The sequence below is a fragment of the Ignavibacteriales bacterium genome, from assembly GCA_016700155.1.
In the GTDB taxonomy this organism is placed as follows: domain Bacteria; phylum Bacteroidota; class Ignavibacteria; order Ignavibacteriales; family Ignavibacteriaceae.
Window position 1 is genome coordinate 2477386 of sequence record CP065001.1, and the last position, 21856, is coordinate 2499241.

The window sequence follows — 21856 nt, forward strand, 5'->3', positions numbered from 1 at the left end:
TCTATTCTTTAAATGATTTGATTTGTTCGATACAACTCTTTCAATCTCTTGTCCACTGATTCATAGCTATGATATTTCTTAACCCAGTTTTTCCCGGCTTCACCTTTTTCTTTTCTTAGTGTTGCATTCTGTATTAATTCCAAAAGTACATTGTATAATTCATTTGCATTGTTAGCTACTACAAACGGATTTTCAGGAAGCCAATCAGCATAATTTTTTGTCATATTTGTTATCGTTGGTATTCCAATTCCAAGCGTCTCTAATCCAGCTTTGCCGTAACCGGTTCCACCCATGGTACCGCCAACCTGATCGATTGAGATATCACAAGTACTTTTTATTCCTAATACTTCACTTCTCGGTTTACCTTCAAGTAAAATAAATTCAATCTTGTGTTCTTTCTTAATCTTTTCAATTACTGAAATTATGACTGAAGTTCCTTTGTACTGGCGGTTTGTAGGTGAATGAACAATCTTGATAACACCATCGTCATTATACTTTCTTTCAGGCAGTTCTGAAATATCGTACGGATAAAAAATGTATTGAAGGTCTTTTTTTAATTCGAGATGATCGTATTCAGAAGTAATGTTAAGATCAGAAATTGCATCCATCTCTTTTATCAGCCCTCGGATTCTCAGATCACTGCCGTAATAACAGCAGACTATTTTTTTTCCTTCCCGCTTCCATTTTTTTGCCTGAGTTGAGTTGCGATAGAAATCCAATCCGGAATCATAATGAATGATATCAAACTCGTCGAGCTTGTACTTGTTAATTGCTTCATCAATTATTTTTTTTCGTTTAGCGTCACTGTATTTGAAATAAATTCTTTCAAATAAATTCTTTGGTCTAAATACTGGAGCTAATGTGATTTGCCTATCTTCAACATCATTAATTTTTTTCTTTCGCCATTTTTTTGCCAATGATGAAGATGGTAAAGGCAGATCAAGACAAATGTCTTCGGGAAACTCAAGCGGATTTTTGTGAAGTGTAACGATACGTGAATAATCCCCCATTGCGTTATGCATCTGATAAAAACTATGAGGAACGCCAGCATAGTTTTGAGGAGCCACGTGTAATATTTTAAGCATTAGAGATCTTTATAAAGTGTATCTCTGAAAATTCCTCTTGCGCCAAAATTTTCTTTGAACCTACCTAATCCCCAGTTAGGTTCCATATTCACTGTAAAAATTCCGAAGTCAAGAAATTTGTATCCTTCTTCTTTATACCGTTTCATGATTTCATAAAACAATAAATTGACCGCACGGTATTCCTGGTAATCTTCATCATGACTTATGTAGAATGCGAGCACTACTTTTGGATTAGCACTGAAGTTGCAAACACCAGCGATCAACTTACCTTTAACAAATGCGCCCCAAAGTCTAACCTTGGATGGAAACATTTTTTTTACTTTTAGAAGTTCGTCAAGAGTATGAGCAGGGTTAACACCATGACGCATCTTTAAATTCTTTTTCAGGATTTCATAGTAATCTTCAAACTTATCACACTCGACGATTTCAACATTTTGTTTGATTGCTTTTTTCAGTGCGGTTCTTGCTTCGGCACGGTAACTCATTAGCAATTCATCTTTGTCGAGGTCAAGTTGAACTATACTTGAAACGTCACGTTTAAGGTATGTAAACCCGCTTCGTACCAAAGCAAAGTCAATGTAGTTGGAATATTTCGATTGATAAATAATCGGCGGCGGTGTCAGTTGGATGCGATCAACTTTTAATCCTTTTGCATAAACTAATAACACATCTATAAGTTCATGCGCTTCTTTGAAATTCAGGTTAGATTTATAAACAAAACTGCCGTAAGAAGCACCTGGATGTGATGCTAAAACTTTTTTACCATCACGTTCAACAACAGCAGCAGTTAGTAATGCAAGTGGTTTATTTTCTTTAATCACAACCAGCGAGGCATCTTTAAATTTGTCTTTAGGATGATAGTTTAAAAATTGTCTTAAATGAAAAATTGTTCCGTTATCTGAAGTATTTACAAATGAATCCCATTCGTCATGGGAAAATTTTGATGAATGCAGAGGATAGAATTCTAACATGATTTTTATTCCGGATAATTACTTGAAAAAAATAGAAAGAGGCTGGTAAAATTCCAAACTTGTAATGCAAGATAGACTTTGTTATACACCTTAAATTAGAATTTAAAACTCAATGAAATAGAATGCCCTGTTCCAAACTCGAGAGCAAATGGTGAGAGCGCATAATCAAAACTCAGGCTTCCCCAATTTAACCCTACTCCGCCGCCAAAACTTTTTGATTCATAACCTGATAAATAACCGCCGCGTAGTGATATTGTTTTATCATACACTATTTCAACTCCGGCATTTAAATGAATATCATCGGTCGCAGTATATTTTTGAAATTCAACTGCTGTTACAAAATCCAATTTATTTTGTTCCATAGAAAAGGTGTAAGCTGGTCCTAATCTGATTTCTACAGGGAGTTTTGTTGCTTCACTTCTTAAGTCATTCATTGAACCGATATTTTTAACAACTCCGGCAACTGATAATCCATCATAAACAGTTTTGTAGTTTAAACCGAAGTCAACTGCGTAACCGTTTGCTTCATCAACGAATATTCCTTCGTAAATATATTTTGCAGTGACACCAAAACTCAACTCATCTAAAATGTTAAAACCGGTTGAAAGACTTGCAAAGAAAAAATTTGCATTAAATTTTGATAATGGCTCACCGGGTATTTGTCTTACCTCAATATCATTAACAGTCGAAACATTTAATCCTATTGCTAAAGGTATTCCCGCAATATCGGATCGTACACCAAGCACCTCACTTCTTACATCCTGGATCCATTCATTATGCATAAAAAGTATTTCATTGCCTGTTTGATTTGCAAGTCTGGCAGGATTATAAAACAGCGAAGTCACATCATTTGATACTGATGCACCTGCATCACCCATTGCAATATTTCTTGCACCAAATCCGAACTTCAAAAATGATAATCCGCTTTTACCCGCGGTCTGTGCTTGTGATTCTGCAATCAGTGATACGAGTATCAATAATGCTGCAAATTTTATATAAGTAATTTTCATTTTCTGATTAAAATATTTCATTAAAAATTTATATTGATTCCAACTACATGTCTGTCAGATGATGAATACTGTTCAACCATAAAGGCATAATCAATTCCGAAAGTCATATCACCAAACATTTTATAATATGAAAATCCAAGCGATGGTTTCATTGGTACATCTGCATTTGAAATATTAAACTGATCAACACCGCCTCGCAAATAAAATTGTTCATAAACATTATACTCAAGTCCTGCACGAAGAATATTTGACTCGGCATTACTGTTTTGAAATTCAACTGCAGCAAGCAATCCTTGTTCAGAATTCCTGTAACTTATACCAAACTTTCTGAGGTTAGGAAATTTATCTTCGGTGTTTCTTCCTTCCTGACCAAAAATCGGTGATGTATCCCATTTATATTTTGAATTAATATCACAGATAACAACCGCAAAATTAAAATATTCATTTATTTTATAGAGCATTCCTAAATCAAGTCCAAACCCTGATGAACTTACTTCTTCATACAGTTTGTAATAAAAAATTTTTACTGCAATACCTAGCGCAAATCTTTCAGAAAACCTGTTCGAGAGTCCGACAAAAAACTGATTTTCTGAAGTTGACAGCTCTTCGGTTTTGAATCCCTGGTTATCCCTGCCATCAATATTACTCACTCCGGAATTAATTACACCGAGACTTATCCCGGCACTTGATCTTGGCTTTCTTGGAATTTGAAGAGAATCCTTCGCAGAAAAAAAATCGAATCTTCTTGTAAAATTTAAAAAGTTTAAAGACCTGTCTAAAGATAAAAACGTATATGAAGTTTGAACCGAGTTATTTTCCTGGAATGATGAAACAGCAGGATTATAATATGATACAAGATTCCCTTCAGTCACTGCTGACATCGCATTTCCCATCCCTATTCCACGGGCGCCGAACCCCATTCTGCTGAATGCGCCGGGCATCGAACTGATCTTGCTGAACTGAGGTTGTGCAATCACAATCTGGGATACAAGAAAAACTAAAATCAGAAAGTACTTCTTCAAATAAACCTCTTACTGTAATACAAGTATTTTTCCGTAAACCGGTTCGTCTGAACCGACTTCCACTCTGTAAAAATAAACACCGTTGGGTACAAAATTTCCGGATGCATCTTTTCCATCCCAGAAATCAATTACGCCTTCATCGGCACTTTGCAATCCGTCGACTGCGTGGATGTTATTTCCTCTTTCAGCGTTCTGTATAACCGTTGAAACATAATTCATCCCGAAGTCAAATACTCTTATTGTTACGTTATCTCTCTTACCACCTGTACTGTATTTTATTTTCAATTGTTCGAGTCTTGGAGTAAATGGATTCGGATAAGCATAAGTCTCATTCTTTGAAGACAACTTTTGCGACGCAAAAAATATTTTCCAGTCACCCGACCACATACCGGAAGTCTCTTCGAGTTTCGCAAGTCCGTCATCACTTCCAAGCCAGATTGAATTTCCTTCTGAAGCGGCTGAATAAAATATAGTTGTGTTTAAAGACAGATTTGAGTTTGCGTCAATAATGGTTCCGGGTAATATCCAGCTGCTGCCATTATCAGGCGAACGCAATGCGCCATTATCGGTAACTGTAATAACATCATTACCTTTAAATCCAAAATTATGCGGACGTTCACCATCAAGGTAAGTCAGCCAATCCTCACCGCCATTTGTACTTGAGCTTACTCCGTAAAATTCCGTCGTACCTTCAGCACGCCAGGTAGCACCCCAAACCGTTGAGGTGGAATCGCTATAACCTAATGCAACAATAAAATTTCCGCTGATTGGATTTAACTGATTCAGCCGGTTAAATTTTTGCCAGCTTATACCATTATCGGTTGATTTATTGATTCCGCCGGCAGAGCCTACGTATAAAGTTGTGCTGTCCGAAGAGATCACGGAGAATAACCTGTGGTTCAGATTATTATCAGGACCGAATGCACCTGCAACAGCTTGTAATGCAAATCTTACTGTATCAGTTGGTGAAAGAGAATTTTTAGCATCTGAAGGAAGAAGTACTCTTTCCCAGGTTTGACCATTGTTTGTGCTCTTTCTAAGTCCGCCTGCAAATGAAGAAATCCATACAGTACCGGGAGTGAATGCAATATCATACGTAAGATTTTGAACTGTTACTGTCACAGGCAATGCTCTTACTTTAGGAAGATTTACACCATCGTTAATTCCATAAATAAGAAGTGAATCACCCGGTGCGTCAACAGGTTGGGGAATACTTATCCAGGTTTGTCCAAGATCGGTTGTATATCTGAGTCCCTGTCCTCCTGGTAAGGTTGAACCTCCTGTTACTTCAACAGACTTTGCGGTTGCGGCCCAGAATGAACCATCATACTTATTATATCCTATTGCCGAAATGCTTACGTCACCGAATGCTGCTGAGCCATAAAAATTTTTCCAGGTGATTCCTCTGTCAGTTGAAAGACTCACTCCCCTGCTAGTTCCTAACCAGACTGTGTCCCCGACAGTGATGATATCACTTATACTATTACTTGAAGGAGTTTCATCTGTTAGTTTGTATGATTTATTTTCATCCTGAAGATAATAAGAATTTGGTTTGAACTGTCCGAATACAACAGCCGTGGAAAAAATGGTCAGTGAAAGAACTAATAATTTAAATTTCATTTAACTACAAGAAAGTGGATCAATCTGTTGCTTAGTTTATTGCTTTTGTCACGTGCTTCAAATTCAAACCGCCACGAACCGAGTTGTGCAGTATTTGAAAAAGAATTCCTGTAAGAATATCTGCCATCCCCTGCTGTTTCATCTCCCCACACAGCAAGGTCACCATCATCATGCATAATAAATTTATTATCCGGATTAATTTCTACCTGACTACCATCAGGTCTGAAAAGTTCAAAATATACTATTTCAACATCATTCAAGCCGTTAGAATCCGAAGTAAAAACACTAAAGACAAAAGACTGATTTCTATTTACCGAATCAGGAATCTGAAGATTAGACAATAGCGGAGCTATTTTACTTTTCCCGTTATCGTATGTGAATGTTTGAACTGCAGCAAGTGAAGTTTCATTATTATTATCCACAATAAAATACTTAATGCTGTATCTGCCGTTGGGATAATTAATACTCAGAACAAAATTGTTAGAGAAGATAAAATCGCCGGCGGTTGTATCTCCGTTTGAAATATTTCCATTATCTAATAAGGAGATTGCTGACGCATTTAATTTTTTATCTTCAGAAGAATAAACATCACAGTACATATTGCTGAATGATGATGATGAATCAATCTTAATGAATAATGTTATTGTGGAATCTGTATCCGTATAATCAAACTTGTCGAATGAGCTTGTTTGAATAATCCTGTACGTCATATTCTGCGGCTGAATGCTTCCATCAAAATCTTTTTCACAGCCGAAAAACAAAACCGGTAAAAGTATTAATAAGTATTTTTTCATATTCAAATTTGAATTACTCACATTCATTCAACAAGGTAAAAAATTATATACCCAAACTTAAGATAAATGGACTTGGAGAAAAAGAAATAATTAGTATAAAATAGCTTATGTAGCCAAGAATTTTCCTTCCGGTATTTAATTCAGTATCGTCATATATCGGTGGGTGTTGAATTTTAATAAAGTAATAAAGTATCATCCCCCAAATAAGCCATCCAATCCAACCTATTTGCAAGTCTATTTTAAAAGCTAATTCAAATGCTCCAAGTAAACCAAGTAAAATCAAAATTATAAATGACACCGATGCTATAGCATCATGTTTTTTCTGTCCGAACATTGTATAGCCGATGTGTCCGCCATCAAGTTGTCCAACCGGGATCATATTCATTGCGGTTACGAACATACCAAAGTATCCTGCACATAAATAAGGAGAATGATATACTTCGCTCATTGGAGGAAAGAACTCAGATGGTCCAACAAATAAACCTTTTAGTGTCTCAAATAGTATTGTGCTTCCAAAACTAAGTTGACCAGCACTGTTCCTGAATTCGTCAGAGTAATAGTTTGGATGGATTTCGAGGATATGCTCAAAACCAGGTACGTTATTAAACCCGATGATTAGGACTATTAATGTTGCAATGAACCCAGCCAGAGGTCCTGCAACTCCAATATCGAACATAGCCTTGTTTGTCCGAATAGGTGATTTCGTTTTTATAACAGCTCCCATCGTACCAAAGTTCAAAAAAAAAGGAATTGGTGGAAGTGGAACATAAAATGGAAGTGTTGCTTTTACTTTATGATGTCTTGCCGCAAAGTAATGACCGAATTCATGACAAGTAATAATGAACATAATCGAAATCGAATAAGGAAGCCCTTCCCATAAGTATGAAATATCATAGGGACCACTTCGACCAGTGACCCAAAACGCACCAGCTAAAGTTGAAGTTAAAAAGGTTAGAATAAACAATCCTATATGCAGAAGATAACGTTCATTATCTTTTTTTTGAACCGTGACTAAAGGCGGACTTTCAAATTGTTCGTAATAATCTGTCATTTTATAAATCGAAGTTAAATCCTATTGATGAATATTTTTCACTCAAGTCAAACAACTCACCGTGAATACTTTTGCCTGAGAAATATGAAACAATAATACTGAAGCCTTTTGAATCATAGTTCCCGAATTTTATTCCCGCTGCGATTATATGATTCGCAATATGTTTTTCTATTTTGGAAATTTTAAAATCATAAGCGATAAATGGATTTATTTTTTCAGAGTTGAATAAACATGGGTAGTAATCAAATCCTAATTGATAAATTCCCTTCCCTATTTCTTCAGGAATAACATGAAACAAATAAGAGACTCCCGCATAAACTCTTAATCTTTCCCACGAATAAAAAGGGAAAAATTCTACAAACTCTTTACTGAATACAAATGGTTTTCGGTTCTCACGCCACTGCTGCTGGCTTTCATCATACATACCATCAACAAGATGCGCACTTATATGGCTCAACCGGAAACGGAATCCGTACGTCCTGTTTCCATTAATTATTTTGTAACCGGCGTTAAGTCCGAAAAGGTAATCAACTGTCTCAACAGGAAATTTAAAATCATTCTGACTTCTTAATCTTGTATATGTAAAAACATCAGCGCCGATAGAAATTACTTTGTCATTTTCTATGATGTGTAATATGTCGGTTGAAGTTCCGATATCAAGCTGAACCTTATCAATGTCAGGCATAAAATGAAACCCGGCTTTAGGTTCAATAAAATTTGCTTTGAATGGTTGAATGTTAAAATCTTTCGGGAACCATACCTGCCTGCTTTGCGGAAATATGTTTGCACAAAAAATTATGCTAAGAAATGATAAAAGAACAACCCGCATTAATTTGAATCCGAATTCTGAAAAAGTTTTTTCTTTATTTTCTGTTTGATGAGTTTGTTATACCCGTACTTAAATTTGCTTGTAAGACTTGCAAATCCATATAGGTTAGTTGGAAAAGCAAATGAAGGTTCAAAGTAACAATTAACCGTGCAGCCCTGGCAAAAATCAAATCGACCTTCATTCTTTATAAAATATTTTATGCGCTCTGAATTTCTAATTTCTTTCAAAGGTTTATCGATTTTTATTTTTTCATTTGAAAAATGATAACAAGGAAGAATTATTTCATTGTAAGGCGATATCACTATCACACGCGAAACAGCTTTACAACTCGGATCGTTTATGTCATTGCCGCCATCTTTTCTTAGCTTAAGAAACGCCTTGTTAAGATAGATATCCATTTTGCCGTCAATATATTCTTCTACATAATTGATAGCTTCGTCATTCAAACCGGGATTTCCGAAATATGAAAAAACGGGATTGACTAACAGAACAAGATCATTCTGTTTTGCTATCTCATGCATTCGCGGAAGTTTTTTGTAAGTATCATTCGTAACTGTAAATAGTATATCCGGAAATTCTCCGATTGATTTTGCGATCCTAATACTCTCAAAAACATGGTTGTAACAATTCACACCGCGGATTTTATTATGTTCTTCCTCATCGGGAGAATCAAGAGAAAAGTGAAGAAGATTAATTTTCCCCGCAAGTTTATCAGCAAACTTAGGATACAACAAAGCGTTTGATGTTATACTTGTCTGCATCTTAAAACTTTTAGCGTACTCAGCCATTAAGTGAATATCTTTATGAAGAAGCGGCTCTCCTCCTGTAAGATCAATAAACCTTACACCAAGCTCGGCTAATTGTTTTACATTTGATTTAAAGTCTTCAAGTTGAGCGAACGGAGTTCCTTTAAAATTAGTGTGATCACCAAAGTGGCAGAATTCACAAAACGCATTGCAACGGTATGTTAAATAGTAGTTACAGAGGAGAAGCATTAATATTCCCTGTTTTTCCAGACAACTTTTCTGTCAAATAAAAGTATGAAGGGCAAAGCAATAACATAAAGCGTAAAATAAATTTCGAAGCTTAAAAAATATTTCAGGTTTTTCTTTATCCCCAGTTTTTCATGAACAGGAAAGAGAAGAAAAAAATCTGTCGCCAGTTTGAAGGCGGACAAATATAACCATACCCCTGAGAAAAATAAAGGTGTAAGTATAATACCGATGTTAGCCGCAAATCCCGATGCCATCACAAAGTAACCGCGTAACGGGACATCTATTCCTCCAACAGCCCAGCGTTTTTTTTGTCTGAATAATTCTTTAAACGTTGAACATGCTTTTGATGTAACCATTCCGTTTACATCAACTGGATAAGTGATCTTATATTTTTTTAGTCTTGAGATTGCCAGCAATAAATTCGAATCTTCCGTAACACTGAATGGGAGAGATTCATATCCACCGACATCCTCATAAGCTTTTTTTCTGTACGACATATTATTACCGATGCAGCTTATCGGGTAACCAAGATTTATGGTTCCTGATGCGACTAACAAAAGATAAATAAAATCGAGTGCCTGCATTCCTGAAAACTGGTTGACTGCGTCCTGGTTTGTGAATCCGCAGACAACACCAACATCCTTTGTATAGTATGATGCAATTGTCTTAACCCAATTTGGATTTACTTCGCAGTCGGCATCGGTTGTTAAAATAATTTCACCTGATGAAATCTTAATAGCATTTGCAAGCGCGTTTGTTTTCCCTTTCAGTTCACCGATAGTTTCCTGAGTTTCAATTTTCTTAAACCTGTTTTTACCGGATATGAATTCGTCAATGATCTCACCTGTTTTGTCAGTTGACCGGTCATTAACAATTATTATTTCAAGTTTATTTTCAGGATAGATAAGAGTATCAAGAGATATTAAACAACGAAGAATGTTTAGTTCTTCATTCCTTGCAGCAACTATAACTGTCGCTGTTGGAAGTTCATCGCCAGTAAGCTGCTTAAATTTTTTAGAAGCCCCTATTATGAATAAGACTGACTGAATAAAATAAATACAGATGAAAACAAAAAATATCAGTTCAAACATTCTTCTGTATCTCCAAAAGCTAATCCACGGTTATTCACTTCATCAGCTATGAATAATATACTGTCGCGGATTATATCTTTTGATTTGTTGCTGTCGTGCAGAACGATGATTGAATCAGATTTAAGAAATCTATGAACTGAATTATTCACAAGGCTAAGATTGTATTGAAAATCATACGTGAGAAGCGACCACATAACATTTTTCATTTTCACTTCTTTCATTAAAGAAGAAGTGTTAAGCCGGAACTTACCATGCGGCGGACGAAAATATTTTATTTGATAACTGAGTTTATCTACAACAACATTGTTCATACTTTTAATTTCTGTTAGCACATCTTCCTGCCTTATCTTAGAAATTATCTTATGATTAAATGTATGGTTCCCGATTGAATGACCAGCAGATAGAATATCTTTTGCAAGTGAGGTGTATTTATCAACATTGTTCCCTACGCAAAAGAACAATCCCTTGATATTCATTTGTTCAAGTGTTGTTAAAATTATTTCAGTTGAGTTTGGATTTGGTCCGTCATCAAAAGTTAAAAGTACTTTGTCGTTTTTAGTATTCCAGATAAAATCTGGGAATAACATTTTCACAATTGACGGCGGGTTATAATATGGTTTAATCAATATCAGCCTTTAATAACACCGATTGGTTTTATGCGAGCAACTTTTTTTGTTATACCTTCGTTGTGTATAACATCAACAACATCAGATACATCTTTATATGCGTCAGACATTTCCTCTGCGATTGTTGACCAGCCTTTTGCCTGGATGGTCACACCTCTTTGTTTCAGTTCTTCAACAAGATTTTTTCCTTTCGCATTCATCATAGCTTTTTTTCTGCTTAGATTTCTTCCGGCACCGTGACATGAACTTCCGAAAGTTTCCATCATTGCTTTTTCAGTACCAACAGCAACATACGAATATCTTCCCATATCACCCGGAATTAAAACAGGCTGACCGATTGATCTGTATTTTACAGGTATCATTTCACTGCCCGGTGCAAATGCCCTCGTAGCACCTTTACGATGAACACAAACTTTTTTCTTTTCTCCATTAATGATATGATCTTCAACTTTTGCAATGTTGTGACAAACATCATAAACAAGATTCCAGTCAAGTTCAGATTCGGACATTTTAAAAGTATCCTGGAAACATTTTTTTGCGATGAACATTATCACCTGCCTGTTGTTCCATGCAAAGTTTGCTGCTGCCTGCATAGCTGATAAATAATTTTTTCCTTCACTTGAATTTAAAGGAGCACAGGCGAGTTGTTTGTCAGGTAGTTTAATTCCGAAATCTTTATTCGCTTTTAAAAGAATTTTCAGATAGTCATCACAAACCTGGTAACCGAATCCGCGTGAGCCTGTGTGAATCTGAACCACAATTTGTCCGGGAAACATTCCCATCACATCCGCTGCGTTAGCATCATAGATTTCTTCAACAACATCAACTTCGAGAAAGTGATTACCGGAACCAAGCGTTCCAACCTGGTCAAAGCCACGTTCAAACGCACGTTCGCTGACAACATCTGAATCAGCATGTTTTAAGAATCCCTGTTCTTCAGTGTGTTCAATATCCTCACTTCTTCCTAATCCGTTTTCTATTGACCATGCTACACCCTGTGTCATTAATCTTTTCAGATCTGTCTTAGCCAACTTTTTTATCGCGCCGCTTGCGCCAACCCCAGTAGGAACCCTGTTAAAAAGATTTTTTATCAGTGAATCAATCCTGGGCTGAACAAAATCAATATGAAGTGATGTTGTTGCCAACCTTACGCCGCAATTAATATCATAACCAACACCACCGGGAGAAATCACACCATCATGAAAATCAGTAGCAGCAACACCACCGATAGGAAATCCATATCCCCAATGTATGTCAGGCATCGCGAGGCTGAACTTTTGAATTCCCGGAAGATGCGCGACATTTTGTACCTGCTTAAGTGCGTCTTCATTTTTCATATCCCGTTCTAACATTCGCTCAGAGATATAAATCCTGCCGGGGACTTTCATATTCTCATCCTGAGGGATTTCCCACAGGTTTTTTGTTATACGTTTTAGTTCTATTCCGTTGATGATCATTTAAATATCAAAAATAATTCTTGTCTTAAATTGTCCGTTCAATTTTTCTATTTCCATCTGATGATATGTGACTGCTTTTACTTCTGCTTTAAGTTTAATATCTGAAAGGTTGAATGTGCTTCCGATGATATTTGCTGCAAGGTAAAACTCATCATCCATTTCGGATATTTTTATTTCTTCAATGTTTGTCATCAGACAGTATTTTTTTTGGAATAAAAAATTCAATTCACTAATGAAAGTAACCAATAATGTCTCAATAGAAAATGAAGTTAGTTCTATTTTCATTGAACCCGATTCAGGTAAATCAACTAACTCACAAACTACTTCCTTCCAGGCAGAAGCTGATAAAGTGAAAAGTTCCTCCAGAGATGAAGTTGCAATATCAACCGCAATATCTGCAGTATGATCAACAAAAGTATAACCCGAAGTCAAATTGTTTCCGTTATTTTATTATGTAATTTAACACTCAATTTTTTCAAATTCATTAAACAGGATTTATAAGTTTTGACTGATCATAAAAAATCATAACGATCAGTTCAATCAGCGTACCATTGAATTATGCATAACTTATCAGAACATCAAAAAGGATTTATCGCTGTCTTTATAACCGCAATATTGTGGAGTTCAGGCGGTTTATTTATCAAACTTATTTCGCTTGATGCGATGGAACTTTCTTTCTTCAGATGTTTAATTGCAGCGATTGTTTTTGCTTTGCTGTTCGGGAAAAAATTGCTTGTTGTAAACAGGTTCACATTTGTTAATGCGGGCTTCTATGCTATTGTACTTACGACATTTGTTATAGCGACAAAAACCACAACTGCGGCAAATGCAATATTTCTTCAATCAACGGCTCCGATTTATGTTCTGATCTTTGAACCCCTCATTAATAAAACTTCTTACGAACGTATAAACATTATTACAGTAGCAGTATGTTTTATCGGGATGATATTTTTCTTTCTCGGTGAAATATCGCCAGGACATCTTGAGGGAAATCTTGTCGCGCTTTTATCAGGAGTGATGTTCGCTGCTTTATTTTTAGGACTTCGAAAGAACGGGAAAGAATATCAACAGAGTTCAATTTTTTACGGCAATATAATTGTAACGCTTATTTGTATTCCATTTATACTTGATTTAAAACCACTTTCATTCAATGATGTATGGATGGTATCTTTTCTTGGAGTTTTTCAGATAGCATTTGCTTACGCGTTTTTCAGCTACGGTTTGAAAAGAATAATTGCCGTTGAAGCCTCAATAATCGGTATGCTTGAACCGGTGCTGAATCCTATCTGGGTTTTTATTGGTTACGGTGAATCGCCAAGCGGCTGGGCGATTGTTGGCGGGGTTATAATTATCAGTGCAATAGTGGTTAAAACTTTAGTCGGTAGTTCCGGATTTTTGAAGAGGAAGTTTAAATTCTGATAGAACGATATTTTATTAACTTGCCTTTAAGCGATATTGAAGTAGACTATTTTAAAGACTATATTTAGGTCAAAGAAAAATCGGAGATATTATGAAATACAGTGAGGCAGTCAAGCCTATAAGTTATTTAAAAAGCCACGCATCCGAGGTAGTTAGAGATGTTTCAGAAAACCAGAAAACTATGATCATTACTCATAATGGTGAGGCAAAAGTTGTATTGCAGGACATTAAAATTTATGAGCAAATGCAAGAAGCTATTTCGCTTTTAAAGATTCTTGCATTAAGTAGTAAAGACCTTCAGAACAAAAACTATAAAACGATAGGCAGTAGTTTTAAAGATCTAAAGAAAAGGATAAACACTTTCAAGCTGGAACAAAGTGAATTACAGAGTTAATCTCCTTAAGAATGCTGAAGATGATCTTTTTGAGATTTACAAGTATGTTTTTTTTAACGACTCTGAGGAGAATGCTGAAAACCTGTTTGCCAAACTTTATAAAAAATGTTCACAGCTAAGAGAGCATCCAAACCGTGGTTATGTTCCACCTGAACTCGTCTTGTTGGAAATAAATGAGTTCCTAGAAATTCATTACAAATCATATAGAATAATTTATCAGATAATAAAAAATGAAGTGTTCGTACATTGTGTCCTTGACGGAAGGCGAGATATACAAAAAATTTTACAGGAGAGATTGCTTAGATAGTTTTTTATTCAACTGCTATGGCGATAGTCTATAAATCTTCCAAACACTTTCCTTAACTTCATAACATATCCTGTCATGAAGCCTGTTCTCTCTTCCCTGCCAGAATTCGAAATAATCGGGAATAACTTTGTAACCTCCCCAGTTTGGCGAGAGCGGAATGTTTCCATCAGAAAATTTTTGTTTATAGAATTCAAATTTTTCTTCAAGATATTTTCGGTCAACAATCTTACTGCTTTGTGCCGATGCCCACGCTCCAATCCTGCTGTCAAGAGGTCTGCTTTCAAAATATTTTTTTGATTCCTCTTCAGAAACTTTTATAACACTTCCATTAATTCTTACTTGTCGTTCTAATTCCTTCCACAAAAATAAAAGTGATACGTTTGGATTTACCATTATGTCTTTTGCTTTTTTGCTTTCATAATTTGTGAAGAAAGTAAATCCGGTTTTATCAAATCCCTTTAACAGTACTGTTCTTGCAGTTGGTTTAGAGTCAGATGAAACAGTTGCCAAAATCATTGCGTTCGCTTCTAAAATTTCTGAACTGACTGCTTCATTAAACCAAAGCTCGAATTGAATAAAAGGGTCCGGGTTTACTGTGGATTCATCCAGTTCTTTTAAAGAATAATTTCTTCTCATTGCAGCAAGCTCAGAATTATTTTTCATAATTAATTTTTTCCAGGCAAAATAGTTCAGGGTTTAAGCAGTGTCTAATTTCACTTTAAGATTAAAATTACAAATAGTCATTCTGTCCGCCGCGGCGGATTATTTCAGAATCTCTTCAATTTAACAGATCCCGAAACAAGTTCGGGATGACTGATTGTGAAATTAAGACACCACTCAGGTTTAATCGGAATATCATTTTTATTGATTGATCTTATCGTCATCTTATTATGAATTTTTTAATTTCTTTTATAATTTAAGCAATAATTTTCAAAACCTTAATCCCCCGGAATCAATGAAAGCTAGTGATTTGACTAAAAAACAAAAAGAAGATTTGGAAAAGTTCGGCGCTAATACGTGGTTCGTTGAATATCTTTATGAACAATACCAGGATAAACCTAATCAGGTTCCTGAACAATGGCAGAATTTTTTTGGCAATGTAAGCGGTAAATCAAAAGATAACGGCAATACGGAAAGACCTTCACAAACAATAACTCAACCGCAGAATTTAAACTTGCCGGTACCCGAAGCTAACGATGATTTCCAGGTTATAGCCGGAAGCACAGCACGCATTCTTGATAATATGACGAACAGCTTATCTATTCCTGTTGCTACTTCACAACGGACTATTGCTGTAAAGCTTCTCGAAGAAAACAGGATACTCATTAACCAGTTTTTAAAAAAGAAAAACCAGGGAAAAGTTTCCTTTACTCATATTATTAGCTGGGCGATTTTAAAAGCGATTACTCTTAACGCGGCAATGAACAATGCTTTCAGTTTTGTAAATGGAAAACCGGGAGTTATAAAACGTAAAGCAGTCAACCTGGGACTTGCCATTGATATTGAAAAGAAAGACGGATCGCGTTCTCTTATTGTCCCTAACATTAAAAATGCGAATGAAAAATCATTTAAAGAGTTCTGGAATATTTATGAAGACCTTGTAACACGTTCGCGTAAAGGTTTAATAGATCCAAATGAATTTTTAGGAACCACAATTACTCTGACAAACCCCGGAACAATAGGAACTGTTGCTTCAATACCAAGACTGATGATTGGTCAGGGAGCTATAATTGCAACCGGGGCAATTCAGTATTCCGCCGAGTACCAGGCAATGTCGCCTTCAACAATTTCAACTCTTGGCGTAAGTAAGGTGATGACGATCACAAGCACTTATGATCACCGCATTATTCAGGGTGCTGAGTCGGGTTTCTTCTTGAAAGAAATTAATGATCTGCTTTTAGGTGAAAAGAATTTTTATGAAGAAATTTTTGAATCACTTAACATTCCGTCAAAACCGCATACATGGAAAACAGATTATCAACCGGGAGTGTTTGAAAATTCCGGCAACACGGAAGAAATTGAAAAACAATCAAAAGTTCTTCAGTTAATTAATCTTTATAGAGTCCGCGGACACTTACTCGCAAACCTTGATCCGCTTAGTGAAAAAATTCATTACCATGCTGAACTTGATCCATCGACATTCAAACTTACAATCTGGGATCTTGACAGGTATTTCATAACGGGTGGTTTCAGCGGATTAAAAACAGCAACCTTAAGAGAGATACTCGACATACTGCAAAAAACTTATTGTGATAAAATCGGTGTTGAGTATATGCACATCCAGAACCCCGCAGAAAAATTCTGGCTGCAAAGTAAAATGGAACCTGTTAAAAATACTCCATCGTTTGATGTTCAATTAAAAAAGAGAATACTCAACAAACTTATTAAAGCAGAATCTTTTGAACATTTCATACACAACAGGTTTATAGGACATAAAAGATTTTCACTTGAAGGCTCAGAAACAATAATTCCTGTTCTCGACTTTTTATTGAACGAAGCGAGCGAACATGACATTCATGAAGTTGTCCTCGGAATGGCTCACAGGGGTCGTTTGAATGTGCTTGCAAATATTATCGGCAAATCTTATGACTCTATTTTTTCAGAGTTTGAAGATATCCGCGATCCTGATTCAATTGAAGGTTCCGGTGATGTTAAATATCATCTCGGAGCTACCGGCAGATATAAAACCATCAACGGTAATATGATAACGATTTCCGTTGCATCAAACCCGAGTCACCTTGAATGGGTTAACCCTGTTGTTGAAGGAGTTGTTCGCGCGAAACAAACAAGACTCGGGGACAAAGAACGTAAAAAAATTATGCCTCTTTTAATTCATGGTGATGCAGCATTCGCAGGACAAGGTGTAGTTGCTGAGACATTAAACCTTTCCCAGTTGAAAGGATACAGAACCGGCGGAACAGTTCACATCATTATTAATAATCAAATAGGATTTACTACAACACCGGAAGATGCGCGCTCATCAGTTTATGCAACAGATGTTGCAAAGATGATTCAGGCTCCGATCTTCCATGTTAATGGTGATGATCCTGAAGCTTCACTCTGGGTTACAAAACTTGCATTTGAGTATCGACAGATATTTAAGAAGGATGTTGTTATCGATCTGTTCGGCTACAGACGTCACGGTCATAATGAAGGCGATGAACCGGGCTTTACTCAACCGCTTCTTTATGAAAAAATAAAAAATCATGCTTCTGTTAGACAGATTTATTCTGATTCATTACTGAAGCAGAACGTGCTTACTGCTGATGAAATTAATAAGATGAATGAGGAAGTTAATAATCTTTTGAGTGACGCTTTCGATAAAATAAAAAGAAAGAGTGCTTCGTTTAATGCCGATGTTCCTCTTGCAGTATCAAAAGAAAAGATGGCTTCGGTCAAGCCTGAGAATAGAACTAATATCGATGAGCAAACTTTAAATACTGTAGTTGACGGTATAACACAATTGCCTGCAGAATTCAAAGGTCATCCAAAACTTTCAAAGTTCCTCGAAAAACGAAAAGCACTTCTGTCAGGAAAAGATGATGCTGACTGGGCATTTGCTGAATCAATCGCTTTCGGAAGTTTATTGCTTGAAGGTACTCCTGTCAGATTAAGCGGTCAGGACAGTGTTCGCGGAACATTCTCTCAAAGGCATCTTGCATTCACCGATATTTCAACGGGTGATGAATATATGCCATTGAATTTCCTTTCAAACAAACAAGCAACAATTGAAGCCCTTGATAGTTTTCTTTCTGAAGCAGCAGTTCTTGGCTTTGAGTACGGCTACAGTATTGCTGATCCTTTAGCGCTGGTTTTATGGGAAGCTCAGTTCGGTGATTTTGCAAACGGCGCGCAGATAATAATTGATAATTTCATCGTAGCGTCTTATGAAAAATGGAAACTTCCCAACAGTGTTGTTATGCTGCTTCCACATGGGTTTGAAGGACAGGGACCGGAACATTCAAGTGCGAGGTTAGAAAGATTTTTAATTCTATGTGCCGAGAACAATATGCAGGTTTGTAATCTTACAACACCAGCACAGTATTTTCATGTTTTGAGAAGACAGATTAAAAATGCAATGCAAAAACCTCTTGTGATAATGGCACCGAAAAGTACACTTCGTTTGCCTGAAGCAAAATCTCCTAAAGAAGAATTCTTATCAGGAAAGTTTCATGAACTGATCGATGACAATTCAATTAAGGATAAAGATTCGATTAAGAGAGTTATACTTACAACTGGAAAAGTTTATTACGATCTTATCAAATACAGAAAGTCAAAAGGAATCTCTGACACAGCAATTGTAAGAGTTGAACAGATCTACCCGTATCATCATGACAAAATGAAAAATATTTTGTCATCATATAAAAATTCAGATAAAGTAGTTTGGGTTCAGGAAGAACCAAAAAATATGGGAGCCTGGACTTTTCTTTCAAATAGAATAATTGAAGATATGCTGCCTTCGCAAAGACTTAGTTATTCAGGACGACCGGAAAGTGCGAGCCCTGCTGTTGGGTCAGCAAAAATTTCCAATCAGCAACAATTGGAACTTGTTGAGAAATCATTTCAATAAATCCGGTTGCTAAACAATGCTTGCTTATTTAAGTTTGTGTTGTACAAGTTCATACATTTAATGCGAGCGTAACTCAGTTGGTAGAGTGTCAGCTTCCCAAGCTGAATGTCGCGGGTTCGAACCCCGTCGCTCGCTCTCAATTCCACAATCAAGCCTGTCTGGCATAGGAAATGAAACGATTATAAATGAGGATTGTAGAATTCGTTTTTTCCTTTATGAAATCGTTCGTCTCGTTTAAAAATAATACAGATGGGGTACTACTGATTTATCCCGGCAAACCGGAAATAATTTTCGTCAATAAATTATAAGAAAAACGCATTCGTTTTAGTGTAGTCACAGAATTACGGCTTGTCTCATAATTTTTAATAATCTCATAATAGTGAGTAATTCATATGCATAACAGACTGCTTCTGTTTATCTGCCAACTGATACTGATTTTTACGGTTGTCCCAAATAATGCTGAGTGCCAGTTTAATGATTACAAAAGAAAATTCGGGATACAGATAAACGGATTAGTTCCAAATACTGAATTTGATGGTGACAAGGCACCTAAAGGATCTACCTATGAGCCTTCATTTATGGGAAGATTTTTTATGAGGTTTGAAATTTCCAGAACATTTCTTGAAGCAGAAGTTGGTATTGGATACGGCAAACTCAACGGGTACGATCTTGATCCTGACTTACATTTGTGGACCACCAACTTACTTCCAATAGATGTAAGGCTGATTGCCAGTCCCCTGAAAATTAAATACATAGACATTGCAGTATTTGCCGGAGGAGGAATTCTCAACTGGACAGTAAAACATAAACCATTATCGGTGAGCCCAAAGGTTTCAAGAATCAGTGGATGGACCGGGTATGTTCCATTTGGTGTTTTATTCGGGATCAGACTTTCTGAAAATCAGATAATAGAATTTTCGGGTGCTTACAATCATACGTTCAGTGATGATATTAATTTTTATAACAACATTGATGCGTACACTGATGCAACAAGTAATGACGGCTTTGTTCAGGGAGGAGTAAGTATAATTTTTGTGAGTGGAGCCGGAATGGGTGACAACGATAAAGACGGGCTTACAAACCGGGAAGAAAAAGAAATAGGAACTGATCCCGAAACTGCTGATACAGACCGCGACGGATTAAATGACGGTGATGAAGTAAAAAAATATTTGTCAAATCCTTTAAGTGATGATACCGACGGTGATGGTATAAAAGACGGAGATGAAGTAAATCAGTTTTTTACAGACCCGAATAAACCTGATACCGATAATGACGGCTTGAGTGATTTTGAAGAAGTATCAAAACAAAAAACTGACCCCGTTATGAATGATACAGATAAAGATGGTTTAACTGATGGTGATGAAATAAAAACATTTCATTCAAACCCATTGATGATAGATTCAGATGAAGATAAATTAAACGACAGTCTTGAAGTGATGGTTTATAAAACAAATCCTACAAATCCGGATACTGATGGTGATGGTCTTCTTGACTTCGATGAAATAATGATTCACAAAACCAATCCTTTAGATGGTGATTCAGACGGAGATTCAGTTAATGATTTTGATGAGATCAATACTCATAAAACAAATCCTATGAATTCAGATTCTGATAATGGGTCTGTTGGCGACTATGCTGAGATCAAGAGAGGAACTGATCCGAACGATGCAGATGATGATGTAATAAAAATTAATGTCCCTATTGTTCTGGATGGAATAACATTCGCGAAACAACGAGCGGATATAACTCCGGAATCAGCAGCAACACTTCAGTTCGCGTTAAGAACATTAATTATCTATCCTGAAATATCTGTTTTGATAGGCGGACATACTGACAATGTCGGCTCAGAAGTCGCAAACCAGATACTATCTCAGAAAAGAGCTGAAGCTGTAAAGGCGTGGTTGGTATTATACGGTATAAGTCCTGAAAGAATTACAGCGGTAGGATTCGGAGAAAGTAATCCGATAGTTCCCAACAACTCAGAAGAAAATAAAAAAATTAATAGAAGAGTTGAGTTTGTAAGAATCAAATAAAAAATTCTCAGGAATTTTATTTTACATCGTTGGAATATTAATTTTTTTGTCGGATATTTGACCGTCAAATTTGACATAGTTCTTATATAAAATGATTTCGGGGGCTTAGCTCAGTTGGTTCAGAGCATCTGCCTTACAAGCAGAGGGTCGGAGGTTCGACTCCTTCAGCCCCCACACAAGCCGTACCTGCGGCTTTTTTTTTGAAACAACATCAATATTTTTTTATTTATCCGGTTTTGAAATGAGAACGATTTATTTACGAAAAGAGGACAACCTTATCACGCGCAAGGTACTTCTGGATATGGCTTATCTTGTCTCTCATAAAAAAATCAGACTTCCCAAATATCAACTTGAAGAAGGTTTGTATTTGCTTTACCTCCCGGATGTAAAAGAAAAATCCCGTATAGAAAAATATTTTCTTACCAGGGATAAAATCTTTTCCGAAGACAATTATCATTATTACTTCAAATTTCCTTTTAAAGCTGACCAGGTAACGGAGACAGCATACTAGCTCTTATTTTGACTCTGAATATCAGCCGATAAATAATTAAACTAATATTGCCTGACAATTCTTTTTAATAT

Annotated in this window: 20 protein-coding genes and 2 tRNA genes; 8 read left to right on the forward strand and 14 right to left on the reverse strand. The window is 36.2% G+C overall.

Annotated elements, in window-relative coordinates; genetic code table 11:
- Positions 1 to 8 precede the first annotated feature (8 nt).
- From IPM56_10530 to IPM56_10590, 13 genes are all read right to left on the reverse strand, one after another.
- Positions 9 to 1085 (reverse strand): glycosyltransferase family 1 protein, encoded by a 1077-nt coding sequence (locus tag IPM56_10530; protein ID QQS34698.1) that lies wholly within the window; start codon positions 1083 to 1085, stop codon positions 9 to 11.
- A complete protein-coding gene (locus IPM56_10535) occupies positions 1085 to 2056 on the reverse strand; it encodes a GNAT family N-acetyltransferase (protein QQS34699.1) in 972 nt (323 codons plus the stop codon). Before IPM56_10535 ends, IPM56_10530 begins: the two co-directional genes overlap by 1 nt.
- A gap of 95 nt (positions 2057 to 2151) precedes the next feature.
- The gene (locus IPM56_10540; GenBank protein QQS34700.1) at positions 2152 to 3066 is read right to left on the reverse strand and encodes a PorV/PorQ family protein; all 915 of its coding nucleotides are present in this window, start codon (positions 3064 to 3066) and stop codon (positions 2152 to 2154) included.
- Between the two features lie 20 nt (positions 3067 to 3086).
- Positions 3087 to 4088, reverse strand: a complete 1002-nt coding sequence (locus tag IPM56_10545; GenBank protein ID QQS34701.1) for a hypothetical protein — start codon at positions 4086 to 4088, stop codon at positions 3087 to 3089.
- Between the two features lie 9 nt (positions 4089 to 4097).
- Positions 4098 to 5708: a hypothetical protein gene (locus IPM56_10550; protein QQS34702.1), complete on the reverse strand. Its 1611-nt coding sequence runs from the start codon at positions 5706 to 5708 to the stop codon at positions 4098 to 4100.
- Positions 5705 to 6502 (reverse strand): hypothetical protein, encoded by a 798-nt coding sequence (locus IPM56_10555; protein ID QQS34703.1) that lies wholly within the window; start codon positions 6500 to 6502, stop codon positions 5705 to 5707. The genes IPM56_10550 and IPM56_10555 overlap by 4 nt, the downstream gene beginning before the upstream one ends.
- Before the next feature lie 43 nt (positions 6503 to 6545).
- Positions 6546 to 7553 (reverse strand): site-2 protease family protein, encoded by a 1008-nt coding sequence (locus IPM56_10560; protein QQS34704.1) that lies wholly within the window; start codon positions 7551 to 7553, stop codon positions 6546 to 6548.
- A 1-nt stretch (position 7554) separates the two neighbouring features.
- A complete protein-coding gene (locus IPM56_10565) occupies positions 7555 to 8382 on the reverse strand; it encodes a DUF1207 domain-containing protein (GenBank protein QQS34705.1) in 828 nt (275 codons plus the stop codon).
- A complete protein-coding gene (locus tag IPM56_10570) occupies positions 8382 to 9377 on the reverse strand; it encodes a radical SAM protein (GenBank protein QQS34706.1) in 996 nt (331 codons plus the stop codon). The genes IPM56_10565 and IPM56_10570 overlap by 1 nt, the downstream gene beginning before the upstream one ends.
- Entirely contained in the window at positions 9377 to 10468 is a 1092-nt protein-coding gene (locus IPM56_10575) for a glycosyltransferase (GenBank protein ID QQS34707.1), read from the reverse strand. The genes IPM56_10570 and IPM56_10575 overlap by 1 nt, the downstream gene beginning before the upstream one ends.
- Positions 10456 to 11061, reverse strand: coding sequence for a polysaccharide deacetylase family protein (locus tag IPM56_10580; protein ID QQS34708.1), 606 nt, complete (start codon positions 11059 to 11061; stop codon positions 10456 to 10458). Before IPM56_10580 ends, IPM56_10575 begins: the two co-directional genes overlap by 13 nt.
- A 35-nt stretch (positions 11062 to 11096) precedes the next feature.
- Positions 11097 to 12551: an RtcB family protein gene (locus IPM56_10585; GenBank protein ID QQS34709.1), complete on the reverse strand. Its 1455-nt coding sequence runs from the start codon at positions 12549 to 12551 to the stop codon at positions 11097 to 11099.
- The gene (locus IPM56_10590; protein ID QQS34710.1) at positions 12552 to 12983 is read right to left on the reverse strand and encodes an archease; all 432 of its coding nucleotides are present in this window, start codon (positions 12981 to 12983) and stop codon (positions 12552 to 12554) included. It lies immediately after the preceding gene.
- Between the two features lie 126 nt (positions 12984 to 13109).
- On the opposite strand from IPM56_10590, the gene IPM56_10595 reads away from it, so the two are divergent.
- The 3 genes from IPM56_10595 to IPM56_10605 all read left to right on the forward strand — a co-directional run bounded on the left by IPM56_10595 (position 13110) and on the right by IPM56_10605 (position 14671).
- Positions 13110 to 13970, forward strand: coding sequence for an EamA family transporter (locus tag IPM56_10595; GenBank protein QQS34711.1), 861 nt, complete (start codon positions 13110 to 13112; stop codon positions 13968 to 13970).
- Between the two features lie 91 nt (positions 13971 to 14061).
- Positions 14062 to 14364, forward strand: a complete 303-nt coding sequence (locus IPM56_10600; protein ID QQS34712.1) for a type II toxin-antitoxin system Phd/YefM family antitoxin — start codon at positions 14062 to 14064, stop codon at positions 14362 to 14364.
- Entirely contained in the window at positions 14348 to 14671 is a 324-nt protein-coding gene (locus IPM56_10605) for a type II toxin-antitoxin system RelE/ParE family toxin (protein QQS34713.1), read from the forward strand. Before IPM56_10600 ends, IPM56_10605 begins: the two co-directional genes overlap by 17 nt.
- Before the next feature lie 15 nt (positions 14672 to 14686).
- Here IPM56_10605 and pdxH read toward each other — a convergent pair whose 3' ends face one another.
- Positions 14687 to 15334 (reverse strand): pyridoxamine 5'-phosphate oxidase, encoded by a 648-nt coding sequence (gene pdxH / locus IPM56_10610; protein ID QQS34714.1) that lies wholly within the window; start codon positions 15332 to 15334, stop codon positions 14687 to 14689.
- A gap of 292 nt (positions 15335 to 15626) precedes the next feature.
- Here pdxH and IPM56_10615 point away from each other — a divergent pair, with 292 nt between their 5' ends.
- The 5 genes from IPM56_10615 (at position 15627) to IPM56_10635 (ending at position 21785) form a co-directional block, all read left to right on the forward strand.
- Positions 15627 to 19241: a multifunctional oxoglutarate decarboxylase/oxoglutarate dehydrogenase thiamine pyrophosphate-binding subunit/dihydrolipoyllysine-residue succinyltransferase subunit gene (locus IPM56_10615; GenBank protein ID QQS34715.1), complete on the forward strand. Its 3615-nt coding sequence runs from the start codon at positions 15627 to 15629 to the stop codon at positions 19239 to 19241.
- Between the two features lie 62 nt (positions 19242 to 19303).
- Positions 19304 to 19376 (forward strand) — tRNA-Gly (locus IPM56_10620).
- Positions 19377 to 19633: 257 nt separating this feature from the next.
- Complete coding sequence (locus IPM56_10625) at positions 19634 to 21274, forward strand: OmpA family protein (GenBank protein ID QQS34716.1); 1641 nt, start codon at positions 19634 to 19636, stop codon at positions 21272 to 21274.
- Positions 21275 to 21373: 99 nt separating this feature from the next.
- Positions 21374 to 21448: transfer RNA gene (locus IPM56_10630), tRNA-Val, on the forward strand.
- Positions 21449 to 21515: 67 nt separating this feature from the next.
- On the forward strand, positions 21516 to 21785 hold the full coding sequence (locus tag IPM56_10635) for a hypothetical protein (GenBank protein ID QQS34717.1): 270 nt from the start codon (positions 21516 to 21518) through the stop codon (positions 21783 to 21785).
- The last annotated feature ends 71 nt before the right edge of the window (positions 21786 to 21856 follow it).

Excerpts from the sequence above, each read along its gene's own strand:
- IPM56_10530 (QQS34698.1), bottom strand. The coding sequence starts at position 1,085 with ATGCTTAAAATATTACACGTGGCTCCTCAAAACTATGCTGGCGTTCCT.
- IPM56_10535 (QQS34699.1), bottom strand. The coding sequence starts at position 2,056 with ATGTTAGAATTCTATCCTCTGCATTCATCAAAATTTTCCCATGACGAA.
- IPM56_10540 (QQS34700.1), bottom strand. The coding sequence starts at position 3,066 with ATGAAAATTACTTATATAAAATTTGCAGCATTATTGATACTCGTATCA.
- IPM56_10550 (QQS34702.1), bottom strand. The coding sequence starts at position 5,708 with ATGAAATTTAAATTATTAGTTCTTTCACTGACCATTTTTTCCACGGCT.
- IPM56_10555 (QQS34703.1), bottom strand. The coding sequence starts at position 6,502 with ATGAAAAAATACTTATTAATACTTTTACCGGTTTTGTTTTTCGGCTGT.
- IPM56_10560 (QQS34704.1), bottom strand. The coding sequence starts at position 7,553 with ATGACAGATTATTACGAACAATTTGAAAGTCCGCCTTTAGTCACGGTT.
- IPM56_10565 (QQS34705.1), bottom strand. The coding sequence starts at position 8,382 with ATGCGGGTTGTTCTTTTATCATTTCTTAGCATAATTTTTTGTGCAAAC.
- IPM56_10570 (QQS34706.1), bottom strand. The coding sequence starts at position 9,377 with ATGCTTCTCCTCTGTAACTACTATTTAACATACCGTTGCAATGCGTTT.
- IPM56_10575 (QQS34707.1), bottom strand. The coding sequence starts at position 10,468 with ATGTTTGAACTGATATTTTTTGTTTTCATCTGTATTTATTTTATTCAG.
- IPM56_10585 (QQS34709.1), bottom strand. The coding sequence starts at position 12,551 with ATGATCATCAACGGAATAGAACTAAAACGTATAACAAAAAACCTGTGG.
- IPM56_10595 (QQS34711.1), top strand. The coding sequence starts at position 13,110 with ATGCATAACTTATCAGAACATCAAAAAGGATTTATCGCTGTCTTTATA.
- IPM56_10600 (QQS34712.1), top strand. The coding sequence starts at position 14,062 with ATGAAATACAGTGAGGCAGTCAAGCCTATAAGTTATTTAAAAAGCCAC.
- pdxH (QQS34714.1), bottom strand. The coding sequence starts at position 15,334 with ATGAAAAATAATTCTGAGCTTGCTGCAATGAGAAGAAATTATTCTTTA.
- IPM56_10615 (QQS34715.1), top strand. The coding sequence starts at position 15,627 with ATGAAAGCTAGTGATTTGACTAAAAAACAAAAAGAAGATTTGGAAAAG.
- IPM56_10625 (QQS34716.1), top strand. The coding sequence starts at position 19,634 with ATGCATAACAGACTGCTTCTGTTTATCTGCCAACTGATACTGATTTTT.
- IPM56_10635 (QQS34717.1), top strand. The coding sequence starts at position 21,516 with ATGAGAACGATTTATTTACGAAAAGAGGACAACCTTATCACGCGCAAG.